The sequence below is a fragment of the Bradyrhizobium liaoningense genome, from assembly GCF_018130785.1.
GTDB classification, from domain to species: domain Bacteria; phylum Pseudomonadota; class Alphaproteobacteria; order Rhizobiales; family Xanthobacteraceae; genus Bradyrhizobium; species Bradyrhizobium liaoningense_A.
On record NZ_JAFCJT010000015.1, the window covers coordinates 82,502 to 100,601 of the forward strand.

The following is an 18,100-nucleotide window of genomic DNA, read 5'->3' on the forward strand; positions in this document are numbered from 1 at the left end:
GTTACCGTGTCTCGACCTTCTCGGGCGTGATCACCTCAATCTTCGGCGGCGCCGTAAAGCACTTCACCGCCACGCGGCCGAACGTCTTCATGTGCTCCATGCCGCGATGCGGCACCAGTGCCTCGGCGTTCTCCCACTGCTCGACGAACACCATCTTGGAGGGATCGGTGACGCTCTCATGCAGATCATAGGCGATATTGCCGGGCTCCTTCCGCGTCTCCTTGATGCAGGCGGTGGCGGCTGCAATGAATTCGGCGCGCGTTTCGGGCTTGATGGTCAAGGTGGCAACGACGTAGATCATGAGAAATCCTCCCGGCTTTTCTTCTGGGTTACGAACCGGGCGGGACCTTAGACCAGGCGGGACCGAACGCAAAACCGGAAAAGCCGTCCCAAGACACGCAATCAGGCATGTTCCGGAGACATGCGTCGAGGCGCTATTTCAGTACATGAAATATCGCTGCGCCATCGGCAACACCTCGGCCGGTGCGCAGGTGAGCAACTCGCCGTCGGCACGCACCTCATAGGTCTCCGGATCGACCTCGATATTGGGCGTGGCGTCGTTGTGGATCATGCTCTTCTTCGAGATTTTTCCGCGGGTGTTCTGGACGGCATAGAGCTTCTTCTCGATGCCGAGTTTTCGCGCAAGGCCGCCTGTGACGGCGGCTTTCGACGTGAACACCACGGACGATGCGGTGCGCGCCTTGCCGAAGGCACCGAACATCGGCTGGTAATGCACCGGCTGCGGCGTCGGGATCGAGGCGTTGGGATCGCCCATCGGGGCAGCCACGATCGTGCCGCCCTTGACGATGCAGTCCGGCTTGACGCCGAAGAAGGCCGGCGACCACAGCACGAGATCGGCGAGCTTGCCCTTCTCGACCGATCCGATCAGCTTCGACACGCCGTGCGCGATGGCGGGATTGATCGTGTACTTGGCGATGTAGCGCTTGACGCGGAAATTGTCGTTGTCCTTGCCCTTGTCCTCGGCGAGCGACCCGCGCTGCTTCTTCATCTTGTCCGCGGTCTGCCATGTCCGGATGATGACTTCGCCGAGGCGGCCCATGGCCTGGGAGTCCGAGGACATCATCGAGAGCGCGCCGAGATCATGCAAAATGTCCTCGGCCGCAATCGTCTCCTTGCGGATACGGCTTTCGGCAAACGCCAGATCTTCCGCGATCGAGGGATCGAGGTGGTGACAGACCATCAGCATGTCCAGATGCTCGTCGATGGTGTTGCGCGTGAACGGGCGCGTGGGATTGGTCGAGGACGGCAGCACGTTCTTGAGCCCTGCGACCTTGATGATGTCGGGCGCGTGGCCGCCGCCGGCGCCTTCAGTGTGGAAGGCGTGGATGGTACGGCCCTTGAAAGCCTTGATCGTATCCTCGACGAAGCCGGATTCGTTCAGCGTGTCGGAATGCAGCATGACCTGGATGTCGTAATCGTCGGCGACCGAAAGGCAGTTGTCGATCGCGGCCGGCGTGGTGCCCCAATCCTCGTGCAGCTTCAGCGCGCAGGCGCCGCCCTTGATCATCTCGACCAGTGCGGCGGGCCGCGAGGCGTTGCCCTTGCCGGAGATGCCGAGATTGACCGGGAAGGCGTCGAACGACTGGATCATCCGCCCCATGTGCCACGGTCCCGGCGTGCAGGTGGTGGCGAACGTGCCGTGCGAGGGACCGGTGCCGCCGCCAAGCATCGAGGTGACGCCGGACATCAGCGCGTGCTCGATCTGCTGCGGGCAGATGAAATGGATGTGGCTGTCGAAGCCGCCGGCGGTCAGGATTTTCCCTTCGCCCGCGATCACGTCGGTGCCGGGGCCGACGATGATGGTGACGCCGGGCTGGATGTCGGGATTGCCGGCCTTGCCGATCGCCGAGATCATGCCGTCCTTGATCGCGACGTCGGCCTTCACGATGCCCCAGTGATCGACGATCAGCGCATTGGTGATGACGGTGTCGGCCGCGCCCTGCTTGTTGGTGACCTGCGACTGCCCCATGCCGTCGCGGATCACCTTGCCGCCGCCGAACTTCACCTCCTCGCCATAGGTGGTGAAATCCTTCTCGACCTCGATGATGAGATCGGTGTCGGCCAACCGCACCTTGTCGCCGGTGGTCGGGCCGAACATGTCGGCATAGACGGAACGCTTTATTTTGACGGACATCACAAGCCCCGTTTGCGTTTGAATTCTTGGTTGTTCACAGCGAAGCCCTCGCTGCTCTTACGGCATCGTCGAATTTTGCATCGAGCCACGAATTGCCGCCACGGCAGCCGGCGACGACCTGCTCAGCCCAGCCCGTGTAGTCGGCGAGATCGTCGCGCTCTTCGGCGGACGGGTCGGAATGAACGCGCGCGCCGATATTGCTGATCTTGTCGGCGATCTTGATCAGCTTGGCACCGGCGGATTTCTTGGGCGCATCGGCCACCTGCCGCCCTCGTCGCTCCGGTTTCGGCAGGCTCATGTCATCGGTACATTCGACGACGATGGACGCAACGCGCTCGGAGAATTTCTGCGCGAGCTCCTCGCGCGTGGTGTCGGTATCCTCGATCGCATCATGCAGCCACCCGGCCGCGACAAGCTCTGCATCGGCGCCATCAGTCGCCGTTGCCAGCAGGCTCGCGACCTCTGCAAGGTGGTTGATGTAAGGCTCGTTCCCCCGCCCCTTGCGCGCCATGCCATTGTGACGGCGCGCCGCGAGTTCGGCAGCTTCGGAGACGAGGCGAACGGGTGACAGCATGGCAAATACTCCGTTTTCGCCTCAACCGTGCCGCACCGCGCTCGTTCCTCCGGATGTCACAGCTTCCCCATCACATCGCCACGAAAGCCGTAAATCGTCTTCTTCCCCGCCATGGCGACCAGCTGGACGTCGCGGGTCTGGCCGGGCTCGAAGCGGACGGCGGTGCCGGCGGCGATGTCGAGGCGCATGCCGCGGGCCTTCTTGCGATCGAACTTCAGCGCCGGGTTGGTCTCGAAGAAATGGTAGTGCGAGCCGACCTGGATCGGGCGGTCGCCGGTATTGGCGACCGTCAAGGTCACGGTCTTGCGGCCGACATTGAGCTCGATCTCGCCGTCCTGGATGAAGAGTTCGCCGGGGATCATGCTTCTCGCTCCTACCTGATCGGCTCGTGCACGGTGACGAGCTTGGTGCCGTCCGGAAACGTCGCCTCGACCTGGATGTCGTGGATCATCTCGGGGATACCGGGCATCACCTGGTCGCGAGTAAGCACCTGCGCGCCGGATTGCATCAGCTCGGCGACGGTGCGGCCGTCGCGCGCGCCTTCGAGGATGAAGTCGGAGATGATCGCGATCGCCTCGGGATGGTTGAGCTTGACGCCGCGATCCAGCCGGCGGCGGGCCACGATGGCCGCCATCGAGATCAAGAGCTTGTCCTTTTCGCGGGGAGACAGGTTCATGCGAAATCTCTTCCGTTCAACTCATCAATTCAACCAGAGCCGCGGCAACGTCGCGCCGGTGCGCGCCAGCACGGCCATCATGTCGGCACGCAAGCGCGCCGCATCTTGGGCACAGAACCGCGCCATTGCAAAGCCATTCCAGGTCGAAATCCCGACCTCGCCGGAGAAGGATTCCGACGCCTCGCGGATGCGCTCGACCAGGGCCTCGTCGCCGGGAACGATCAGCGCCGTGCCGATCGCGGCGCTGCCCTTGGCAACGGCGGATCGCCCAAGTTTTGCGCCGATATCGCCGTCGAGCCTGACGGTCTCGGCAAAAACCAGCTTGCCACCACGACGCAGCCGCCAGCGGTCGACGAACTCGCCCTGCTCCATCCGCTCGCCCATGGCGGTGCGGCCGAACACCACGATCTCGCACAACAGGAGCGAGGCGGCCTCGTCGAGCTCGATGTCGAAGCGGCGGTGGACCCGGGCCCGATCGAACAGGATCATCTCCTGGGGCAGCCAGCCGAGGTGAGCGCCGGCGGCGACCTTTAGCGCGATCGTGAGCTCTGCCGCCTGCCCCGGCGCACGGTAGACCTTCTCGGCCGCCGCCGTGGTCAATGTGAGGCGCGCGCCCTCGCCCGCCGCGATGTCGATGTCAAAACTGTCACCGCCGGCAACGCCGCCGGCCGTGTTGACGAACACGCCGGAGAGCCCCTCCCCTTCCGGCGAGGGGAAGCGCACACGCAGGGAGCCGGACTCACGCAAGGTCCCGCGCCGCGTCACGCCATCGCGCGCATGGACGTCGAAGCGCACCGCGCCGCGGGCGCGGTTGGCATCGAATACGGTAGATGTGGCTGATAGTTCGCTGCGCATCCGCCTCCCCAGCCGGTCGCGGCAGAATGACTTACAGCGCCATCTGGCGGCTGATTTCGGCCGGGTCCAGATTGGTGCGGTCGCAGGTGAACTTCACCGCACCGCGATCCATCACCGCGAAACTGTCGCCGAGTTCGCAGGCAAAGTCGAGATATTGTTCGACCAGCACGATGGCGATGTTACCGAGATTGCGCAGATACGAGATCGCCCGGCCGATGTCCTTGATGATCGAGGGCTGGATGCCCTCGGTCGGCTCGTCGAGCAGCAGCAGCTTCGGCCGCATCACCAGCGCGCGCCCGATCGCGAGCTGTTGCTGCTGGCCGCCGGAGAGGTCGCCGCCGCGCCGGCCCAGCATCGATTGCAGCACCGGAAACAGCGAGAACACGTCGTCCGGAATGTGCTTGTCCTCGCGCCTGAGCGGACCGAAGCCGGTCTTGAGATTCTCCTCGACCGTCAGCAGCGGAAAGATCTCGCGGCCCTGCGGCACGAAGCCGATGCCCTTGCGCGCCCGCTCATAGGGCTTCAGGCCCGTGATGTCGCTGCCGTCGAGCACGATCGCGCCCGAGGAGATCGGGTACTGCCCGACCATGGCGCGCAGAAGCGAGGTCTTGCCGACGCCGTTGCGCCCGAGCACGCAAGTGACCTTGCCCGGTTCGGCCGAGATCGAAACGCCGCGCAGCGCCTGCGCCGCGCCGTAGAACAGGTTGATGTCCTTGACCTCAAGCATCGCTCAGCGTCCCAGATAAACTTCGATGACCCGCTCGTTGGACGAGACCTGGTCGATGGTTCCTTCCGCGAGCACCGTGCCTTCATGCAGGCAGGTGACCTTGACGCCGAGCTCGCGCACGAACGTCATGTCGTGCTCGACGACCATCACGGTGTGGGTCTTGTTGATTTCCTTGAGCAGCTCGGCGGTGAGATGCGTCTCGACGTCGGTCATGCCGGCGACGGGCTCGTCGACGAGGAGCAGCTTCGGATCCTGCGCCAGCAGCATGCCGATCTCGAGCCATTGCTTCTGGCCGTGGCTGAGGCTGCCGGCCAGGCGATTGCGGGCGTCGGTGAGGCGGATCGTCTCCAGCACCTTGTCGATGCGCTCGGACTCCGCTCTGCTGCCGCGCCAGAACAGCGTGCCCTTGACGCTGTGATCGACATTGAGCGCGAGCAGCAGATTGTCCTGCACGGTCTGGCTCTCGAACACCGTCGGCTTCTGGAATTTGCGGCCGATTCCGAGCTCGGCGATGCGGGTCTCGTCGAGCCGCGTCAGGTCGGTGACGCCGTCGAACAGCACGGTGCCCTCGTCCGGCTTGGTCTTGCCGGTGATGATGTCCATCATCGTGGTCTTGCCGGCGCCGTTCGGGCCGATGATGGCCCGCATCTCGCCGGGTTCGAGCGCCAGCGACAAATTATTGATGGCGTGGAAGCCGTCGAACGAGACGTGCACGCCGTCGAGATAGAGCATCGCGGAGGTCGCGCGGGTGTCCATGACGTTCATTGCACCTACTCCGCCATCTTGGGTTCGGTGACGCCATCTTCGGCCGCGGCGCTCGCGCTGGTCGCGGCGGCACGCTTTTCCTTCGCCTGGTCCCACCAGGCGTTGAAGGTGCCGACGATGCCCTTGGGCAGCAACAGCGTCACCAGGATGAACAGCGCACCCAGCATGAACAGCCAGTAGGGCGCGAGCATGCCCGAGGTGAAGAACGTTTTCGCGTAGTTGACGACGACGGCGCCGAGCGCCGCGCCGACCAGCGTGCCGCGGCCGCCGACCGCGACCCAGATCACCGCCTCGATCGAATTGCCGGGTGCGAATTCGCTCGGGTTGATGATGCCGACCTGGGGCACGTAGAGCGCACCGGCAACGCCGGCCATGCAGGCCGACAACGTGAACACGAACAGCTTGTACGATTCGACGCGGTAGCCGAGGAACCGGCTGCGCGATTCCGCGTCGCGGATTGCGATCAGAACCTTGCCGAGCTTGGAGGACACGACAGAGCGGCAGATCAGGAAGCTCAGGATGAGCGCCAGGCAGCTCAGCGCAAACAGCGCGGCACGGGTGCCCTCGGCCTGGACGTTGAAGCCGAGGATGTCCTTGAAGTCGGTCAGGCCGTTGTTGCCGCCGAAGCCGAAATCATTGCGGAAGAAGGCAAGCAGCAGCGCATAGGTCATGGCCTGCGTGATGATCGACAGGTACACGCCGGTGACGCGGGAGCGGAAGGCGAGCCAGCCGAAGCAGAAGGCGAGCAGGCCGGGCACGAACAGCACCATCAACGCCGCGAACCAGAACATGTCGAAGCCGTGCCAGTACCAGGGCAGCTTCGAATAGTTCAGGAACACCATGAAGTCGGGCAGGATCGGGTTGCCGTAGACGCCGCGGGTGCCGATCTGCCGCATCAGGTACATGCCCATCGCGTAGCCGCCGAGCGCGAAGAAGGCGCCATGGCCTAGCGAGAGGATGCCGCAATAGCCCCAGATCAGATCGATCGAAAGCGCGAGGATCGCATAGCAGACATATTTGCCCCAGAGCGCGACCAGATAGGTCGGCACCTGCAGGAACGAGCCCGCGGGCAGCAGCAGGTTTGAGAGCGGGATGAGGATGCCGCAGGCCGCGACGATGGCGAGAAAGATCGTCGCGCCGCGGTCCAGCGATCGGGTCAGCATGTGAGGGGTCATGCTTCCACCGCACGGCCCTTGAGCGCGAACAGGCCGCGCGGCCGCTTTTGAATGAACAGGATGATGAGAACGAGGATCGCGATCTTGCCGAGCACCGCGCCGGCGACCGGCTCCAGGAACTTGTTGGCGATGCCGAGCGTGAAGGCGCCCACGAGGGTCCCCCAGAGATTACCGACGCCGCCGAACACCACGACCATGAAACTGTCGATGATGTAGCTCTGGCCGAGATTGGGGCTGACATTGTCGATCTGCGACAGCGCCACGCCGGCGATGCCGGCAATGCCGGAGCCGAGACCGAAGGTCAGCGCATCGACGCGCGAGGTGGCGATGCCCATCGAGGCCGCCATGCGGCGGTTCTGCGTCACTGCGCGCATCTCGAGACCAAGCGCGGTGTAGCGCAGCATCGCGAGCAGGATGACGAAGACGGCCAGCGTGAAGCAGAGGATCCAGAGCCGGTTATAGGTGATGGTGATCTGGCCGAGCTCGAACGCGCCGCTCATCCAGGAGGGATTGCCGACCTCGCGGTTGGTCGGACCGAACATGGTGCGGACCGCCTGCTGCAGCACCAGCGACAGGCCCCAGGTCGCCAGCAGCGTCTCCAGCGGACGGCCATAGAGGAAACGGATGATGCTGCGCTCGATCAGCACGCCGATGCCGCCGGCAACGAGGAAGGCGAGCGGCACGGCGATCAGCAAGGAATAGTCGAACAGGCCGGGATAACGGGTGCGGATCACCTCTTGCACCACGAAGGTGGTGTAGGCGCCGATCATCACCATCTCGCCATGAGCCATGTTGATGACGCCCATCACGCCGAAGGTGATGGCGAGCCCGATCGCGGCGAGCAGCAAGACCGAGCCGAGCGAGAGGCCATACCAGGCATTCTGCACGGTGGACCAGACCGCGAGCGAGCCCTGGATCGAACTGATGGCGCTGGCCGCGGCCTTGGTCACCGAGGCCGGCTGGTCGCCCATGCCTGTCAGCAGCGCCATCGCCTCCTGGTCGCCGCGCGCCTTGAGGGTGGCGACCGCCTCGAGCTTATCGACCTCGGTGGCGTCCGGCTTGAACAGCAGGATGGCTGCGCGGGCTTCGCCGAGTGCAGTCTTGACCGATTTGTTGGTTTCCTTGGCAAGCGCGCCATCGACTGCCTCGAGCGCGGTCTCCTCATGCGACTTGAAGACGGATTGCGCGGCCTGGAGCCGCGTTCCGAGATCGGGCGACTGGAGCGTTAGACTTCCGAGCGCGGCATCGACGCTGCGGCGCAGGCGGTTGTTGAGACGGACCGCGCTCGCGCTGTCGGGAACGCTGGCGACCGGCTGGCCGGTCGCGGCGTCGATCGACTTGCCGTCGGCGCCCGTGACGTAAACCTTCTTGCTGTCGGAATCGGCCATCAGGCGGCCGTCCTGGAGCGCGCTGATGATGGGAAAAGCCAGCGTGTTGCCGCTGCTCGCGACCACACCGATCGCCTCTTCCGTATCGGAGTAATCATCGTTGGCGAACTTGGCGACCGCATCCTCGAACGGACCGGCGAAGGCCGGCAGTGCGAACGCGATCAGGAACAACGAGAGCGCAAACGAACAGAGACGGGCGGACAAATTGGCTGGCACTGTGGAGGACCCCGGCAGAAATGGATGGAGAAGGCGGCGGGATCGCCGCCTTCTCCGATCGTGCTATGGAACGTCAGATCCGGGTCAGGAGCCCGAACCGAGGCACTTGTTGGTCTTGGTGTTGAAGTTGCCGCACTTCTTGCCGACCCAGTCGCCGACCAGGTCCTTCGAGCCGTCGAGCTCCTTCGACCAGGCATCGCCGGCAACGAGACCCGGGGTCTTCCAGACCACGTCGAACTGGCCGTTGCCCTTGATCTCGCCGATGAACACCGGCTTGGTGATGTGGTGGTTCGGCAGCATCTTCGACACGCCGCCGGTCAGGTTCGGCGCCTCGATGCCGGGAAGTGCGTCGATCACCTTGTCCGGATCGGTCGACTTCACCTTCTCGACGGCCTTCACCCACATGTTGAAGCCGATCACGTGCGCTTCCATCGGATCGTTGGTCACGCGCTTCGGATTCTTGGTGTAGGCCTGCCAGTCCTTGATGAACTTCTCGTTCGATCCGTCCTTGGTCTTGATCGACTCGAAGTAGTTCCAGGCGGCGAGATGGCCGACCAGCGGCTTGGTGTCGATACCGGCGAGCTCTTCCTCACCCACCGAGAACGCGACCACCGGGATGTCCTTGGCCTTGATGCCCTGGTTGCCGAGCTCCTTGTAGAAGGGAACGTTGGCGTCGCCGTTGATGGTCGAGACCACCGCGGTCTTCTTGCCGGCCGAGCCGAACTTCTTGATGTCGGCCACGATCGTCTGCCAGTCGGAATGACCGAACGGCGTGTAGTTGATCATGATGTCTTCCTGGGCGACCCCCTTCGACTTCAGGTAGGCTTCCAGGATCTTGTTGGTGGTTCGCGGATAGACGTAGTCGGTGCCCGCAAGCACCCAGCGCTTCACCTTCTCGTCCTTCATCAGATAGTCGACGGCGGGGATCGCCTGCTGGTTCGGCGCAGCACCCGTGTAGAACACGTTGCGCTCGCTCTCCTCGCCCTCGTACTGCACGGGGTAGAACAGGATGTTGTTCAGCTCCTTGAACACCGGGAGCACCGACTTGCGCGACACCGAGGTCCAGCAGCCGAACACGACCGCGACCTTGTCCTTGGTGATCAGCTCGCGGGCCTTTTCGGCGAACAGCGGCCAGTTCGAAGCGGGATCGACGACGACGGCTTCGAGCTTCTTGCCGAGCACGCCGCCCTTCTTGTTCTGCTCGTCGATCAGGAAGAGGATGGTGTCCTTCAGCGTGGTTTCGCTGATGGCCATGGTGCCGGAGAGAGAATGAAGGACGCCGACCTTGATCGTGTCGTCCGCGGCCTTTGCGCCGGTCAATGAAGCCAGACCGAGCATCAGTCCGGCGGTCGCGGCGAGCACGCCGCGGCGGCTAAATGACGCCGCTATATCGTGAGTTGATTTGGTAAGCATGAGTGTATCATCTCCCTGACGCAGACGTGAAAAACGCTGCGAAACGGCCCCACGGCCGCCTGCGATTAATGGAATCGCAAGAACCATGCCATGGGCTGAGCACATGCCAACCCATTGGTCAGGTTAGATAATTTCGCTGCAATCCAACTTTCGCCGCAGTCCGATTGCCCAAATCTTGAGCGAATAAAATGTATGCTTATGCGGCAGACGGGTTATTTTTTGAGCAAAATGGCCACTCTGTCTAAATTTCCGGCATAACTATTTCTGCACTGCAATCGCCGTTTGAGGCCCCGTTGCCTTGAAACTGCCCCCTGAATGTTCCATATGAGGGTCCGAGACCTCTTGCGAATCAAGGGGTCGTAGCGAGCCGCGTGTTCTTAAGCCCTTTCGGGCCTCTGGCTTGCCCCATCCCATCAAGCCATCCGACACCCCAAACACGCAGGTGTCTATTTGACACCCTTATTGCGCGTGCCCCGCTGATTGCGCCGGGCGCCCGCTTTCGACATGGAAAGAACCCATCTTTTGACTTCCTTTCAGGACTTCGGCCTTGCCGAACCCATCGCGCGTGCTCTCGCGGAAGAGAATTACGTCACTCCCACCCCCATCCAGGCCCAGACGATTCCCACGGCGCTGACCGGCCGCGACGTCGTCGGCATCGCCCAGACCGGCACCGGCAAGACCGCATCCTTCGCGCTGCCGATCCTGCACCGCCTTCTCGAGAACCGGATCAAGCCGCAGCCGAAGACCTGTCGGGTGCTGGTACTCTCGCCCACCCGCGAGCTGTCCGGCCAGATCCTCGACAGTTTCAACGCCTACGGCCGCCACATTCGCCTGTCCTCGACGCTCGCCATCGGCGGCGTGCCGATGGGCCGCCAGGTCCGCGCCTTGATGCAAGGCGTCGATGTGCTGGTTGCCACGCCCGGCCGCCTGCTCGACCTCGTGCAGAGCAACGGGCTGAAGCTCGGAAGCGTCGAGTTCCTCGTGCTCGACGAGGCCGACCGCATGCTCGACATGGGCTTCATCAACGACATCCGCAAAATCGTCGCCAAGCTGCCGATCAGGCGGCAGACGCTGTTCTTCTCGGCCACCATGCCGAAGGACATCGCCGAGCTCGCCGACGCGATGCTGCGGGACCCCGCCCGCGTTGCGGTCACCCCGGTGTCCTCGACCGCCGAGCGGATCAACCAGCGCATCGTCCAGGTCGATTTCTCGGCCAAGCCCGCCTTCCTGACCAAGCTCCTGAAGGACGAGCCGGTCAATCGCGCGCTGGTCTTCACCCGCACCAAGCATGGTGCCGACAAGGTTGTGAAGACGCTTGAGAAGGCCGGCATCCCCGCCAGCGCCATCCACGGCAACAAGTCACAGAACCATCGCGAGCGGACGCTGGCGCAGTTCCGCTCCGGTGAAATCCGTACGCTGGTTGCCACCGACATCGCCGCCCGCGGCATCGACGTCGACGGCATCAGCCACGTCATCAATTTTGACCTGCCGAACGTGCCCGAGACCTATGTGCACCGCATCGGCCGCACCGCACGCGCCGGTGCCGACGGCACCGCGATCTCGCTGGTCGCCGGCGGCGAGGAACTCAGCTATCTCCGCGACATCGAGCGGCTGATCCGCGTGGCGCTGCCCCGCGAGGATCACCGGACCGATGCCGGGCGCCGCGATGCGGGTCCTCCCCCACCGCAGCAACGACAGGGCCGGCCGGGCCGCCCCGGCCAGCGTCCGCAAGGCGCACGGCATGGTGAGGGGCGCCACGGTGACGGGCGACGCACCGACGAAAGGCATGCCGATGGGCGCCACCATAGCGCTGCCAAGCACGGCGATGGACGGCCCGGTGAAGGCCGCCATGGCGACGGACGGCATGTTGAAGGAAGGCCCGGCAACGGCCCGAAGGCCTCGAAGGGATCTCGTCGCCGCCGCTCCGGTGGCAAGATTCATTCTTCGTCAGCCGACCGTCCGGAACAGCGTTCCGCGCATAGCGCCGGGACGCCTGATGGGATACAAGGCGTGGCCTTTTTGCGCCGCGAGAGTCGGCCGAATGGCCAATCGAACCGCAAACCCTATTCGCACTAGCCGTCCACGACCTGGAGAAATTCATGGCTAAGGAAGAGCTGATCCAGTTCGAAGGACTGGTCACCGAAATCCTCCCCGACGCGCGCTACCGCGTGCAGCTCGACGCCGGGCACGAGATCGTCGCCTACACCGCCGGCAAGATGAAGAAGAACCGCATCAAGACGCTGGCGGGTGACCGCGTGACGGTGGAAATGTCGCCCTATGACCTCGAGAAGGGCCGGCTGATTTTCCGCCACAAGGACGAACGTCCCAGCGGGATGGGCGGACCTCCGCGTCCCGGACAGCGCGGTGGCCAGTTCCGCCGCCGCTGATCCGCTTCAAGCGCCTCGGTTGCGGAAGTAAAATTCTGACCTGTATGCTGATCCGCCGCGTCGATCGCGGCGGATCAAAAAATCGTGCACGTCAGGATTGTTTTGGTGCCTTAATTCCAATAAAATCACTCATCGATTTTCGGCCGGACGACATTGGCATCCACCGGTACAGCCGGTTCAGACACGCTGACGACCCTTCCAGAAACTCGATCTAACCCGCCTGCGAAAGTAGGCTTCGACACTGCATATCTGAGAAGGAACTACCCCGTGAGCATGGGAACCGTGAAGTGGTTTAACGCGACCAAGGGCTTCGGCTTCATCCAGCCCGACGATGGCGGCCAGGACGTTTTCGTACACATCAGCGCCGTCGAGCGCGCCGGCCTCGGCACGCTGCGTGAAGGCCAGAAGGTCTCTTACGAGATCGTCGCCGACCGTCGTTCCGGCAAGTCGGCAGCGGACAACCTCCGCGCCGCCGGTTGAGCAGTCGGGCCTTCGGCCCGGATCGGCTCTAGCGACCAAGCAAAAGGAAAGGCCGTGCGCGACGCACGGCCTTTTTTCATTCTCATCCGCGATGAACTCGCGGATTTCAGCACGATGACGGTACGCCGTTGTAGGGAACGCAGGTGACTTGGCGCGGCCGCGTGTAGGAGAGATCGTTCAGCGGCAGGCTCGACTTCAACACGTAGCCCACGGTCGGTGTGTAAGTGTAACTCGCCTCGCTGAGGATGAGGTAGCTCGACGGTATCAAGAGCGTCGCGGGAATGATCGTGGTGACCTTGTCGCCAGCCTTCCGAACCGAGGTCGCCAGCGTCGCTTGCGTCGCGCCGCTCGCAATGGTGCCAGCCTTGCTCCACTGGACCGTGGCGATGCTGTTGGCATCGATATAGATCTGGGAGATCGTGCCCTTCACGAGGCTGGCGTCGTAAGGCATGATGACCGAGATGCTCGCCGTGAAAGTGTTCTGCATGTCGGCATCGGCGAGCGTCGTCGACTGCGATGTCAGATCGGACAGGGTCCGCGCAATCAATGTGACTTTGCGATCGATCGCCACGGCCGACGAAAACTCGACGGTACCGAAGAACATCACCAGCATCAGCGGCACGATGACCGCGAATTCGGTCGCCGCGAGCGCGCGGCTGTCGGCGACGAAATCGCGCACGGAGCAACGGACATTCGTCCAGATATTCGCAATCGCCTGCATCGGTCCGCTCAGATCCATCTGCGTCAGAAGGGTTCATTCTTGAAGGCTGCGGTCGCCACCAGCAGCCGCTTGTTGCTGCACCCGATGTTGAGGCCGAGGCCGGTGACGACGAGCGGCCACTGATAGAACAGCCGCACCACGACGACCTGGCCGGAGGTCCCGGCACTGTACTGCATGCCGGTTGGGTTGAAATTGCAGGAATCGCCATAGCTGGTGAGGCTCAGCGTCTTGAAGGAGGTGGTGCTCACGACGTCGACGTAAAGCTTGCTGCAATCGAACAGCGCCGGGATCTGCGTGCAGACATAGGCCTTGAACGTCGTCTGATCACACGCCGAGACCACGTTGGCCGCCGTCTGACAGGCCGCCACCGAGCCGCCCTGCGCTTGCGCCTGGCCGGTCAGGATCGCGCGCGCGGAATTCTGCGTGACGGTCTCGAGCACCTGGCCTGCGAAGAACATGAGCGCCGTCTCGATGATGGCGAACAGCAGCCCGAAGAAGATCGGCGCGACCAGCGCGAACTCCACTGCCGCGGAGCCGCGACGGTTGCCGCGAAACCGGCGCAGCGCTTTCCGGAGTGTGAACCTCGTAGGTGCAGGCGATGGCATCGCGTAAAAATTCCCCAGCAGCGGCGATCATCTGCTCCGTTCAATAGCGGAAACTGATTGTTTAAGTGTTTCAGGCGATCAGCACCCGGCGGACCGCGCCGTTAAGGATGTGTCAACCACGAACGACCCAAGACGCACGGGCACACGGACAAAGGCGCGCGAGAGAAGAACTCTTCCGTGCATGCGCGAGTGTCCGGGCGGGACCAGACGATCCTGCCCGGGCAAGCTCACCGATCCGTCTTGCTAGTTGGGTTTGGTGCCCGCGCTGGCGCCGCCGGCGGCGCTGCTGCTCAGCGAACCGGCCTGGCTCATCGTGTTGTTGAAGTAGTTGTCGCTGTCGCCGAGCGTCACACGGCGCTGGCAAAGCGGCATGCAGCTGTAGGACTCGCGCTCGATCCCGCGATAGACGGTGACGAGCCGGTCGCTCGGACCTTCGACCTGGATCTGGCGATCGACCAGGATCTCACCGCCCCGGTCGAGCGCGATGAAATTGGTGGCACCGTAACCCTTCCCGGTCACGACGATCATGCCGCCGGGCTGGAGCGTGACGTCGGCGATCAGGGGATTGCCGACCACGATGGTCGCCACCTTGCCGGGCAGACGAACCAGCTTGGCCTGGTCGACATTGACGGCGATGGTGTCGGCGGTGGGCTCGGCACGGCCGGCAGCCGGCGATGCCAGCACCGCGGCTGCAACCAGAAGACAAACGCGCGCATGACGGCGCATCAACTCTTTACGCATACTCTTACTCCCGGGACGTCACAAACCGGCAGAGGCGATTCGATACAGCGGAGCCGGTGCCCGACCCCGCTAACCTGCCCTTAATTCGTGAACGTTCCGCAAATTCGCCGGCAATTGTTTGAACGGACCGGCGTTTTGCGGGCTCTCGAAGGCGGCGGCCCCGCGGCCCCCGCCCTAGCGTCGGAACGGATAGGCGAGCTGGCCCCCGATCTCCTTCGGCATGGTCGCTTCGTCCTTGCCGTAATCCTGCGGCAGTCTGCCCTCCGGCATGCGGAAGGTGCCGAACAGCACGTCCCAGATCGGGAACGTGCCGGCGAAATTGGTGTCGCCGCCCTCTTCGAGCGCGGTGTGGTGCCAGCGGTGGAACACCGGCGTCGCCAGCACGTATCTGAACGGGCCGAAGGTCCAGTTCAGGTTGGCGTGCACGAAGGCCGAATGGAAGGTGGTGAACGGACCGACCCAGATCATGACGTTCGGGGAGATGCCGGCCATCAGCAGCACGACGTCGACGCCGATCGTTCCGAGCATGAGATTGACGGGATGGAAGCGGGCCGCGGAAATCCACCCGATCTCCTCCGACGAATGATGGATTGCGTGGTACTTCCAGAATCCGCCGTCGTGGAACAGCCGGTGCAGCCAGTACAGCATGAAATCAGACAGCACCAGGAATAGTATGGCCTGTACCCACAGCGGCAACTGCGCCAGCGGGCCATGACCATTGTCGTAGAAGGCAATGAGCCCGTCGGCGTCGTGGATGTTGAAGACGGCACCGGCACCGACGATCAGGAGTCCGATCCGCATGGTACGGGCGAACACCGGAACGAAGAACCAGTAGCAGATGTCGGTGAGGATCTCGCGTTTGCGCCACCACGGCGCGCCGGGATTGCAGGCCCAGAAATGCTCAAGCACGGTGAAGACCGCCGCGAGCGCGAAGGTGACGGGGACCATCTTCTGGATGGTCTCGCCGAGCATCAGGGCGACTTGCATGGGCAGGCTCGACATCATCGCCTCTCTTCCGGACTTCTGATCCCGCTTACGCCTACTCCGCGAAATTTAAGGGAGGGTGAAGTCGGCGGCGCGCTTGAGGCATTTGGAAATGCAAGAATTGCAACTGCGGCCTTAAGGCCAAATTCACTCTGGGCAAAAGCATCCGGCGGGAATCGGGTTTGGCCGATCGAATTAACTGTACCGAAAGAGCTCGACTCTCATGGTTATCGCGTCAAGCACAGCGCCGAACGGCGATCACACCCCAGACGGAGTTTAGTTCATGAAGAACCTGATTGCGCGTTTCGCGAAGGATGAATCCGGCGCCACCGCCATCGAATACGGCCTGATTGCCGCCGGCATCGCGCTGGCCATCATCACCGTCGTCAACAACCTCGGCAGCTCGCTGAACACCAAGTTCGGCTCGATCAGCACCTCGCTGAAGTAAGCGACCGACCAACGACGGCAAAAGCCCCGGACCTCCGGGGCCTTTGTTTTTCCGAATGCGGCGAGTTCCAGTGGCGTTGCGCGAGTACAGAACCGATGCTGCGGTTGCGGCGAGCGAGGCGGAGGCGGCCTGGACCTCTTCGCCGGCGTACTGGGTTTGCCTGGCGCTGCTGCTCGCGATGGCCGTCCTCGCCGCGCGCATTGTCAGCATCTGGTGAATGCGCCTCCGGCGATTCCTGCTCTCAGGGGCGGCCGCCGTTTTCGGTTTGTTTAGCACTGCCGGCTAGCATGCGGCGACGCTTCGATCCCGCGATGAACCCAGGCTCAAGACGCCGCCCATGATCCTCGACCTTGCGCGCCTTCTGCTCTTCCCGGCCCTGATGGCCTTCGCCGCCGCGAGCGACCTCTTCACGATGACCATCTCGAACCGCGTGTCGCTGGCGCTGATCGCCGGCTTCTTCGTGCTCGCTTTCGCCGGTGGCATGGCGCCTTACGAGATGCTCAGCCATGTCGGCGCCGGCGCTCTGCTCCTCGTCGTGGCCTTCACCTGCTTTGCGATGGGCTGGATGGGCGGCGGCGACGCCAAGGTCGCGGCTTCGGTCGCGCTTTGGTTCGGCTTCGGGCCATTGATGGATTTCCTGCTCTACGCCTCGCTGTTCGGCGGAGCGCTGACGCTGCTCCTGCTCCAGTTCCGGCAATGGCCATTGCCCTACGGGCTGGCGGGCCAGGCCTGGCTGGCACGGCTGCACGACAAGGAGAGCGGTATTCCTTACGGCATCGCGCTCACCCTTGGCGCGCTGATGGTCTACCCGGAGACCGAGTGGGTGAAGGCAATCGACCTCGCTCACCTCGCGCTGCGCTGAACGCACCGGGTAAACCCGGCGTTAAGGCGATTTAGATACGCCTCATTAACCATGCTTTGACGAATAGCTGGTCAACTGCCGATTACGGCGGCGGCAGCGTCGCGGCGTTTTGTGGAAAGTGAAGCGTATGAATAGGGCACGCATAGTCGTCCTGACGGTCGCCATCTGCGCCGGCGGTGTCGCCGCGTACCTGGCGAGCGGCTCGGACTCTGCGCCGCCTCCAGCGGCTCCCGTCGCGCAGCTTCCAACCGTCGACGTCCTGGTGGCCAAGAACGACATCGGCCTCGGCCAGACCGTGAAGCCGGAAGACGTGCAATGGCAAACCTGGCCTGCCGCAACCGCCAGCACCACCTTCATTCGCCGCAACGAGCGTCCGGAGGGCGCGACCCAGGTCACCGGCTCGATCGCGCGCGCCCCCTTCATCCAGGGTGAGCCGATCCGGGACCAGAAGCTGGTCAAGGCCGAGGGCTCCGGCTTCATGGCGGCGATCCTGCCGACCGGCATGCGCGCGATCTCGACCGAAATCTCGCCGGAGACCGGCGCGGGCGGCTTCATCCTGCCCAACGACCGCGTCGACGTGCTTCTGACGCGCCGCCTCAAGAACCCCGACCAGAGCAACGGCGCCCAGGACATCGTCACGTCCGAGATCATCCTGGCCAATGTTCGCGTATTGGCGATCGACCAGGCGCCGAAGGAGAAGGACGGCCAGAACGCCGTGGTCGGCAAGACCGTCACCCTCGAGCTCAATCCCACGCAGACGGCGACGCTCTCGGCGGCCCGGCAGAGCGGCACGCTGTCGCTGGCGCTGCGCAGCATCGTCGACGTCAAGATGAGCGAGATCACGCTCGATGATTCCGCGCAGAAGCGCGATGGCGTTTCGATCATTCGCTACGGTATCCCAAGCGCGACGGCGAAGGCACGATGAGGA

At 63.6% G+C, this 18,100-nt stretch carries 22 protein-coding genes; 7 read left to right on the plus strand and 15 right to left on the minus strand.

Translation table 11 applies throughout. From position 1 onward, the window contains the following. Nucleotide 1 precedes the first annotated feature (1 nt). The 11 genes from JQ627_RS25830 to urtA form a co-directional block, all read right to left on the minus strand. Entirely contained in the window at nt 2-301 is a 300-nt protein-coding gene (locus tag JQ627_RS25830; RefSeq protein WP_027573733.1) for a putative quinol monooxygenase, read from the minus strand. A gap of 138 nt (nt 302-439) precedes the next feature. Further along, entirely contained in the window at nt 440-2,155 is a 1,716-nt protein-coding gene (ureC, locus tag JQ627_RS25835; protein ID WP_212486906.1) for an urease subunit alpha, read from the minus strand. A gap of 34 nt (nt 2,156-2,189) precedes the next feature. After that, nucleotides 2,190-2,729: an HD domain-containing protein gene (locus JQ627_RS25840; RefSeq protein WP_212486907.1), complete on the minus strand. Its 540-nt coding sequence runs from the start codon at nt 2,727-2,729 to the stop codon at nt 2,190-2,192. A 56-nt stretch (nt 2,730-2,785) separates the two neighbouring features. Continuing rightward, nucleotides 2,786-3,091: an urease subunit beta gene (locus JQ627_RS25845; protein ID WP_212486908.1), complete on the minus strand. Its 306-nt coding sequence runs from the start codon at nt 3,089-3,091 to the stop codon at nt 2,786-2,788. A gap of 11 nt (nt 3,092-3,102) precedes the next feature. Continuing rightward, nucleotides 3,103-3,405 (minus strand): urease subunit gamma, encoded by a 303-nt coding sequence (locus JQ627_RS25850; RefSeq protein ID WP_007605424.1) that lies wholly within the window; start codon nt 3,403-3,405, stop codon nt 3,103-3,105. A 24-nt stretch (nt 3,406-3,429) separates the two neighbouring features. After that, entirely contained in the window at nt 3,430-4,260 is an 831-nt protein-coding gene (locus JQ627_RS25855) for an urease accessory protein UreD (RefSeq protein WP_212486909.1), read from the minus strand. A 31-nt stretch (nt 4,261-4,291) separates the two neighbouring features. Next, nucleotides 4,292-4,987, minus strand: a complete 696-nt coding sequence (gene urtE, locus JQ627_RS25860; RefSeq protein ID WP_212486910.1) for an urea ABC transporter ATP-binding subunit UrtE — start codon at nt 4,985-4,987, stop codon at nt 4,292-4,294. 3 nt (nt 4,988-4,990) lie between these two features. Then, nucleotides 4,991-5,752 (minus strand): urea ABC transporter ATP-binding protein UrtD, encoded by a 762-nt coding sequence (urtD, locus tag JQ627_RS25865; protein ID WP_028148379.1) that lies wholly within the window; start codon nt 5,750-5,752, stop codon nt 4,991-4,993. A 5-nt stretch (nt 5,753-5,757) separates the two neighbouring features. After that, nucleotides 5,758-6,927: an urea ABC transporter permease subunit UrtC gene (gene urtC, locus JQ627_RS25870; RefSeq protein WP_212486911.1), complete on the minus strand. Its 1,170-nt coding sequence runs from the start codon at nt 6,925-6,927 to the stop codon at nt 5,758-5,760. After that, a complete protein-coding gene (gene urtB / locus JQ627_RS25875) occupies nt 6,924-8,531 on the minus strand; it encodes an urea ABC transporter permease subunit UrtB (RefSeq protein ID WP_212486912.1) in 1,608 nt (535 codons plus the stop codon). Before urtB ends, urtC begins: the two co-directional genes overlap by 4 nt. An 84-nt stretch (nt 8,532-8,615) precedes the next feature. Beyond that, the gene (gene urtA, locus JQ627_RS25880) at nt 8,616-9,944 is read right to left on the minus strand and encodes an urea ABC transporter substrate-binding protein (RefSeq protein ID WP_212486913.1); all 1,329 of its coding nucleotides are present in this window, start codon (nt 9,942-9,944) and stop codon (nt 8,616-8,618) included. Nucleotides 9,945-10,448: 504 nt separating this feature from the next. Here urtA and JQ627_RS25885 point away from each other — a divergent pair. From JQ627_RS25885 to JQ627_RS25895, 3 genes are all read left to right on the plus strand, one after another. Beyond that, entirely contained in the window at nt 10,449-12,020 is a 1,572-nt protein-coding gene (locus JQ627_RS25885) for a DEAD/DEAH box helicase (protein WP_212486914.1), read from the plus strand. 23 nt (nt 12,021-12,043) lie between these two features. Beyond that, nucleotides 12,044-12,331 carry a translation initiation factor IF-1 gene (gene infA, locus JQ627_RS25890; protein ID WP_007599789.1) on the plus strand — a complete coding sequence of 96 codons (288 nt, stop codon included), beginning with the start codon at nt 12,044-12,046 and terminating at the stop codon, nt 12,329-12,331. Nucleotides 12,332-12,598: 267 nt separating this feature from the next. Continuing rightward, nucleotides 12,599-12,811: a cold-shock protein gene (locus tag JQ627_RS25895; protein WP_028148374.1), complete on the plus strand. Its 213-nt coding sequence runs from the start codon at nt 12,599-12,601 to the stop codon at nt 12,809-12,811. A gap of 106 nt (nt 12,812-12,917) precedes the next feature. On the opposite strand, the gene JQ627_RS25900 is transcribed toward JQ627_RS25895, so the two are convergent. From JQ627_RS25900 to JQ627_RS25915, 4 genes are all read right to left on the minus strand, one after another. Then, a complete protein-coding gene (locus tag JQ627_RS25900) occupies nt 12,918-13,532 on the minus strand; it encodes a TadE/TadG family type IV pilus assembly protein (protein ID WP_249143365.1) in 615 nt (204 codons plus the stop codon). A gap of 23 nt (nt 13,533-13,555) precedes the next feature. Beyond that, complete coding sequence (locus tag JQ627_RS25905) at nt 13,556-14,137, minus strand: TadE/TadG family type IV pilus assembly protein (RefSeq protein WP_212486916.1); 582 nt, start codon at nt 14,135-14,137, stop codon at nt 13,556-13,558. Between the two features lie 243 nt (nt 14,138-14,380). Continuing rightward, complete coding sequence (locus JQ627_RS25910; protein WP_212486917.1) at nt 14,381-14,878, minus strand: pilus assembly protein N-terminal domain-containing protein; 498 nt, start codon at nt 14,876-14,878, stop codon at nt 14,381-14,383. A 174-nt stretch (nt 14,879-15,052) separates the two neighbouring features. Further along, on the minus strand, nt 15,053-15,880 hold the full coding sequence (locus tag JQ627_RS25915; RefSeq protein ID WP_212486918.1) for a sterol desaturase family protein: 828 nt from the start codon (nt 15,878-15,880) through the stop codon (nt 15,053-15,055). A 265-nt stretch (nt 15,881-16,145) separates the two neighbouring features. On the opposite strand from JQ627_RS25915, the gene JQ627_RS25920 reads away from it, so the two are divergent. The 4 genes from JQ627_RS25920 to cpaB all read left to right on the plus strand — a co-directional run bounded on the left by JQ627_RS25920 (nt 16,146) and on the right by cpaB (nt 18,097). Then, entirely contained in the window at nt 16,146-16,310 is a 165-nt protein-coding gene (locus tag JQ627_RS25920) for a Flp family type IVb pilin (protein ID WP_166813093.1), read from the plus strand. A gap of 76 nt (nt 16,311-16,386) precedes the next feature. Beyond that, nucleotides 16,387-16,527 carry a hypothetical protein gene (locus JQ627_RS25925; protein ID WP_212486971.1) on the plus strand — a complete coding sequence of 47 codons (141 nt, stop codon included), beginning with the start codon at nt 16,387-16,389 and terminating at the stop codon, nt 16,525-16,527. A 120-nt stretch (nt 16,528-16,647) separates the two neighbouring features. Then, on the plus strand, nt 16,648-17,172 hold the full coding sequence (locus JQ627_RS25930; RefSeq protein WP_212486919.1) for a prepilin peptidase: 525 nt from the start codon (nt 16,648-16,650) through the stop codon (nt 17,170-17,172). Nucleotides 17,173-17,299: 127 nt separating this feature from the next. Further along, nucleotides 17,300-18,097 carry a Flp pilus assembly protein CpaB gene (gene cpaB, locus JQ627_RS25935; RefSeq protein ID WP_212486920.1) on the plus strand — a complete coding sequence of 266 codons (798 nt, stop codon included), beginning with the start codon at nt 17,300-17,302 and terminating at the stop codon, nt 18,095-18,097. The last annotated feature ends 3 nt before the right edge of the window (nt 18,098-18,100 follow it).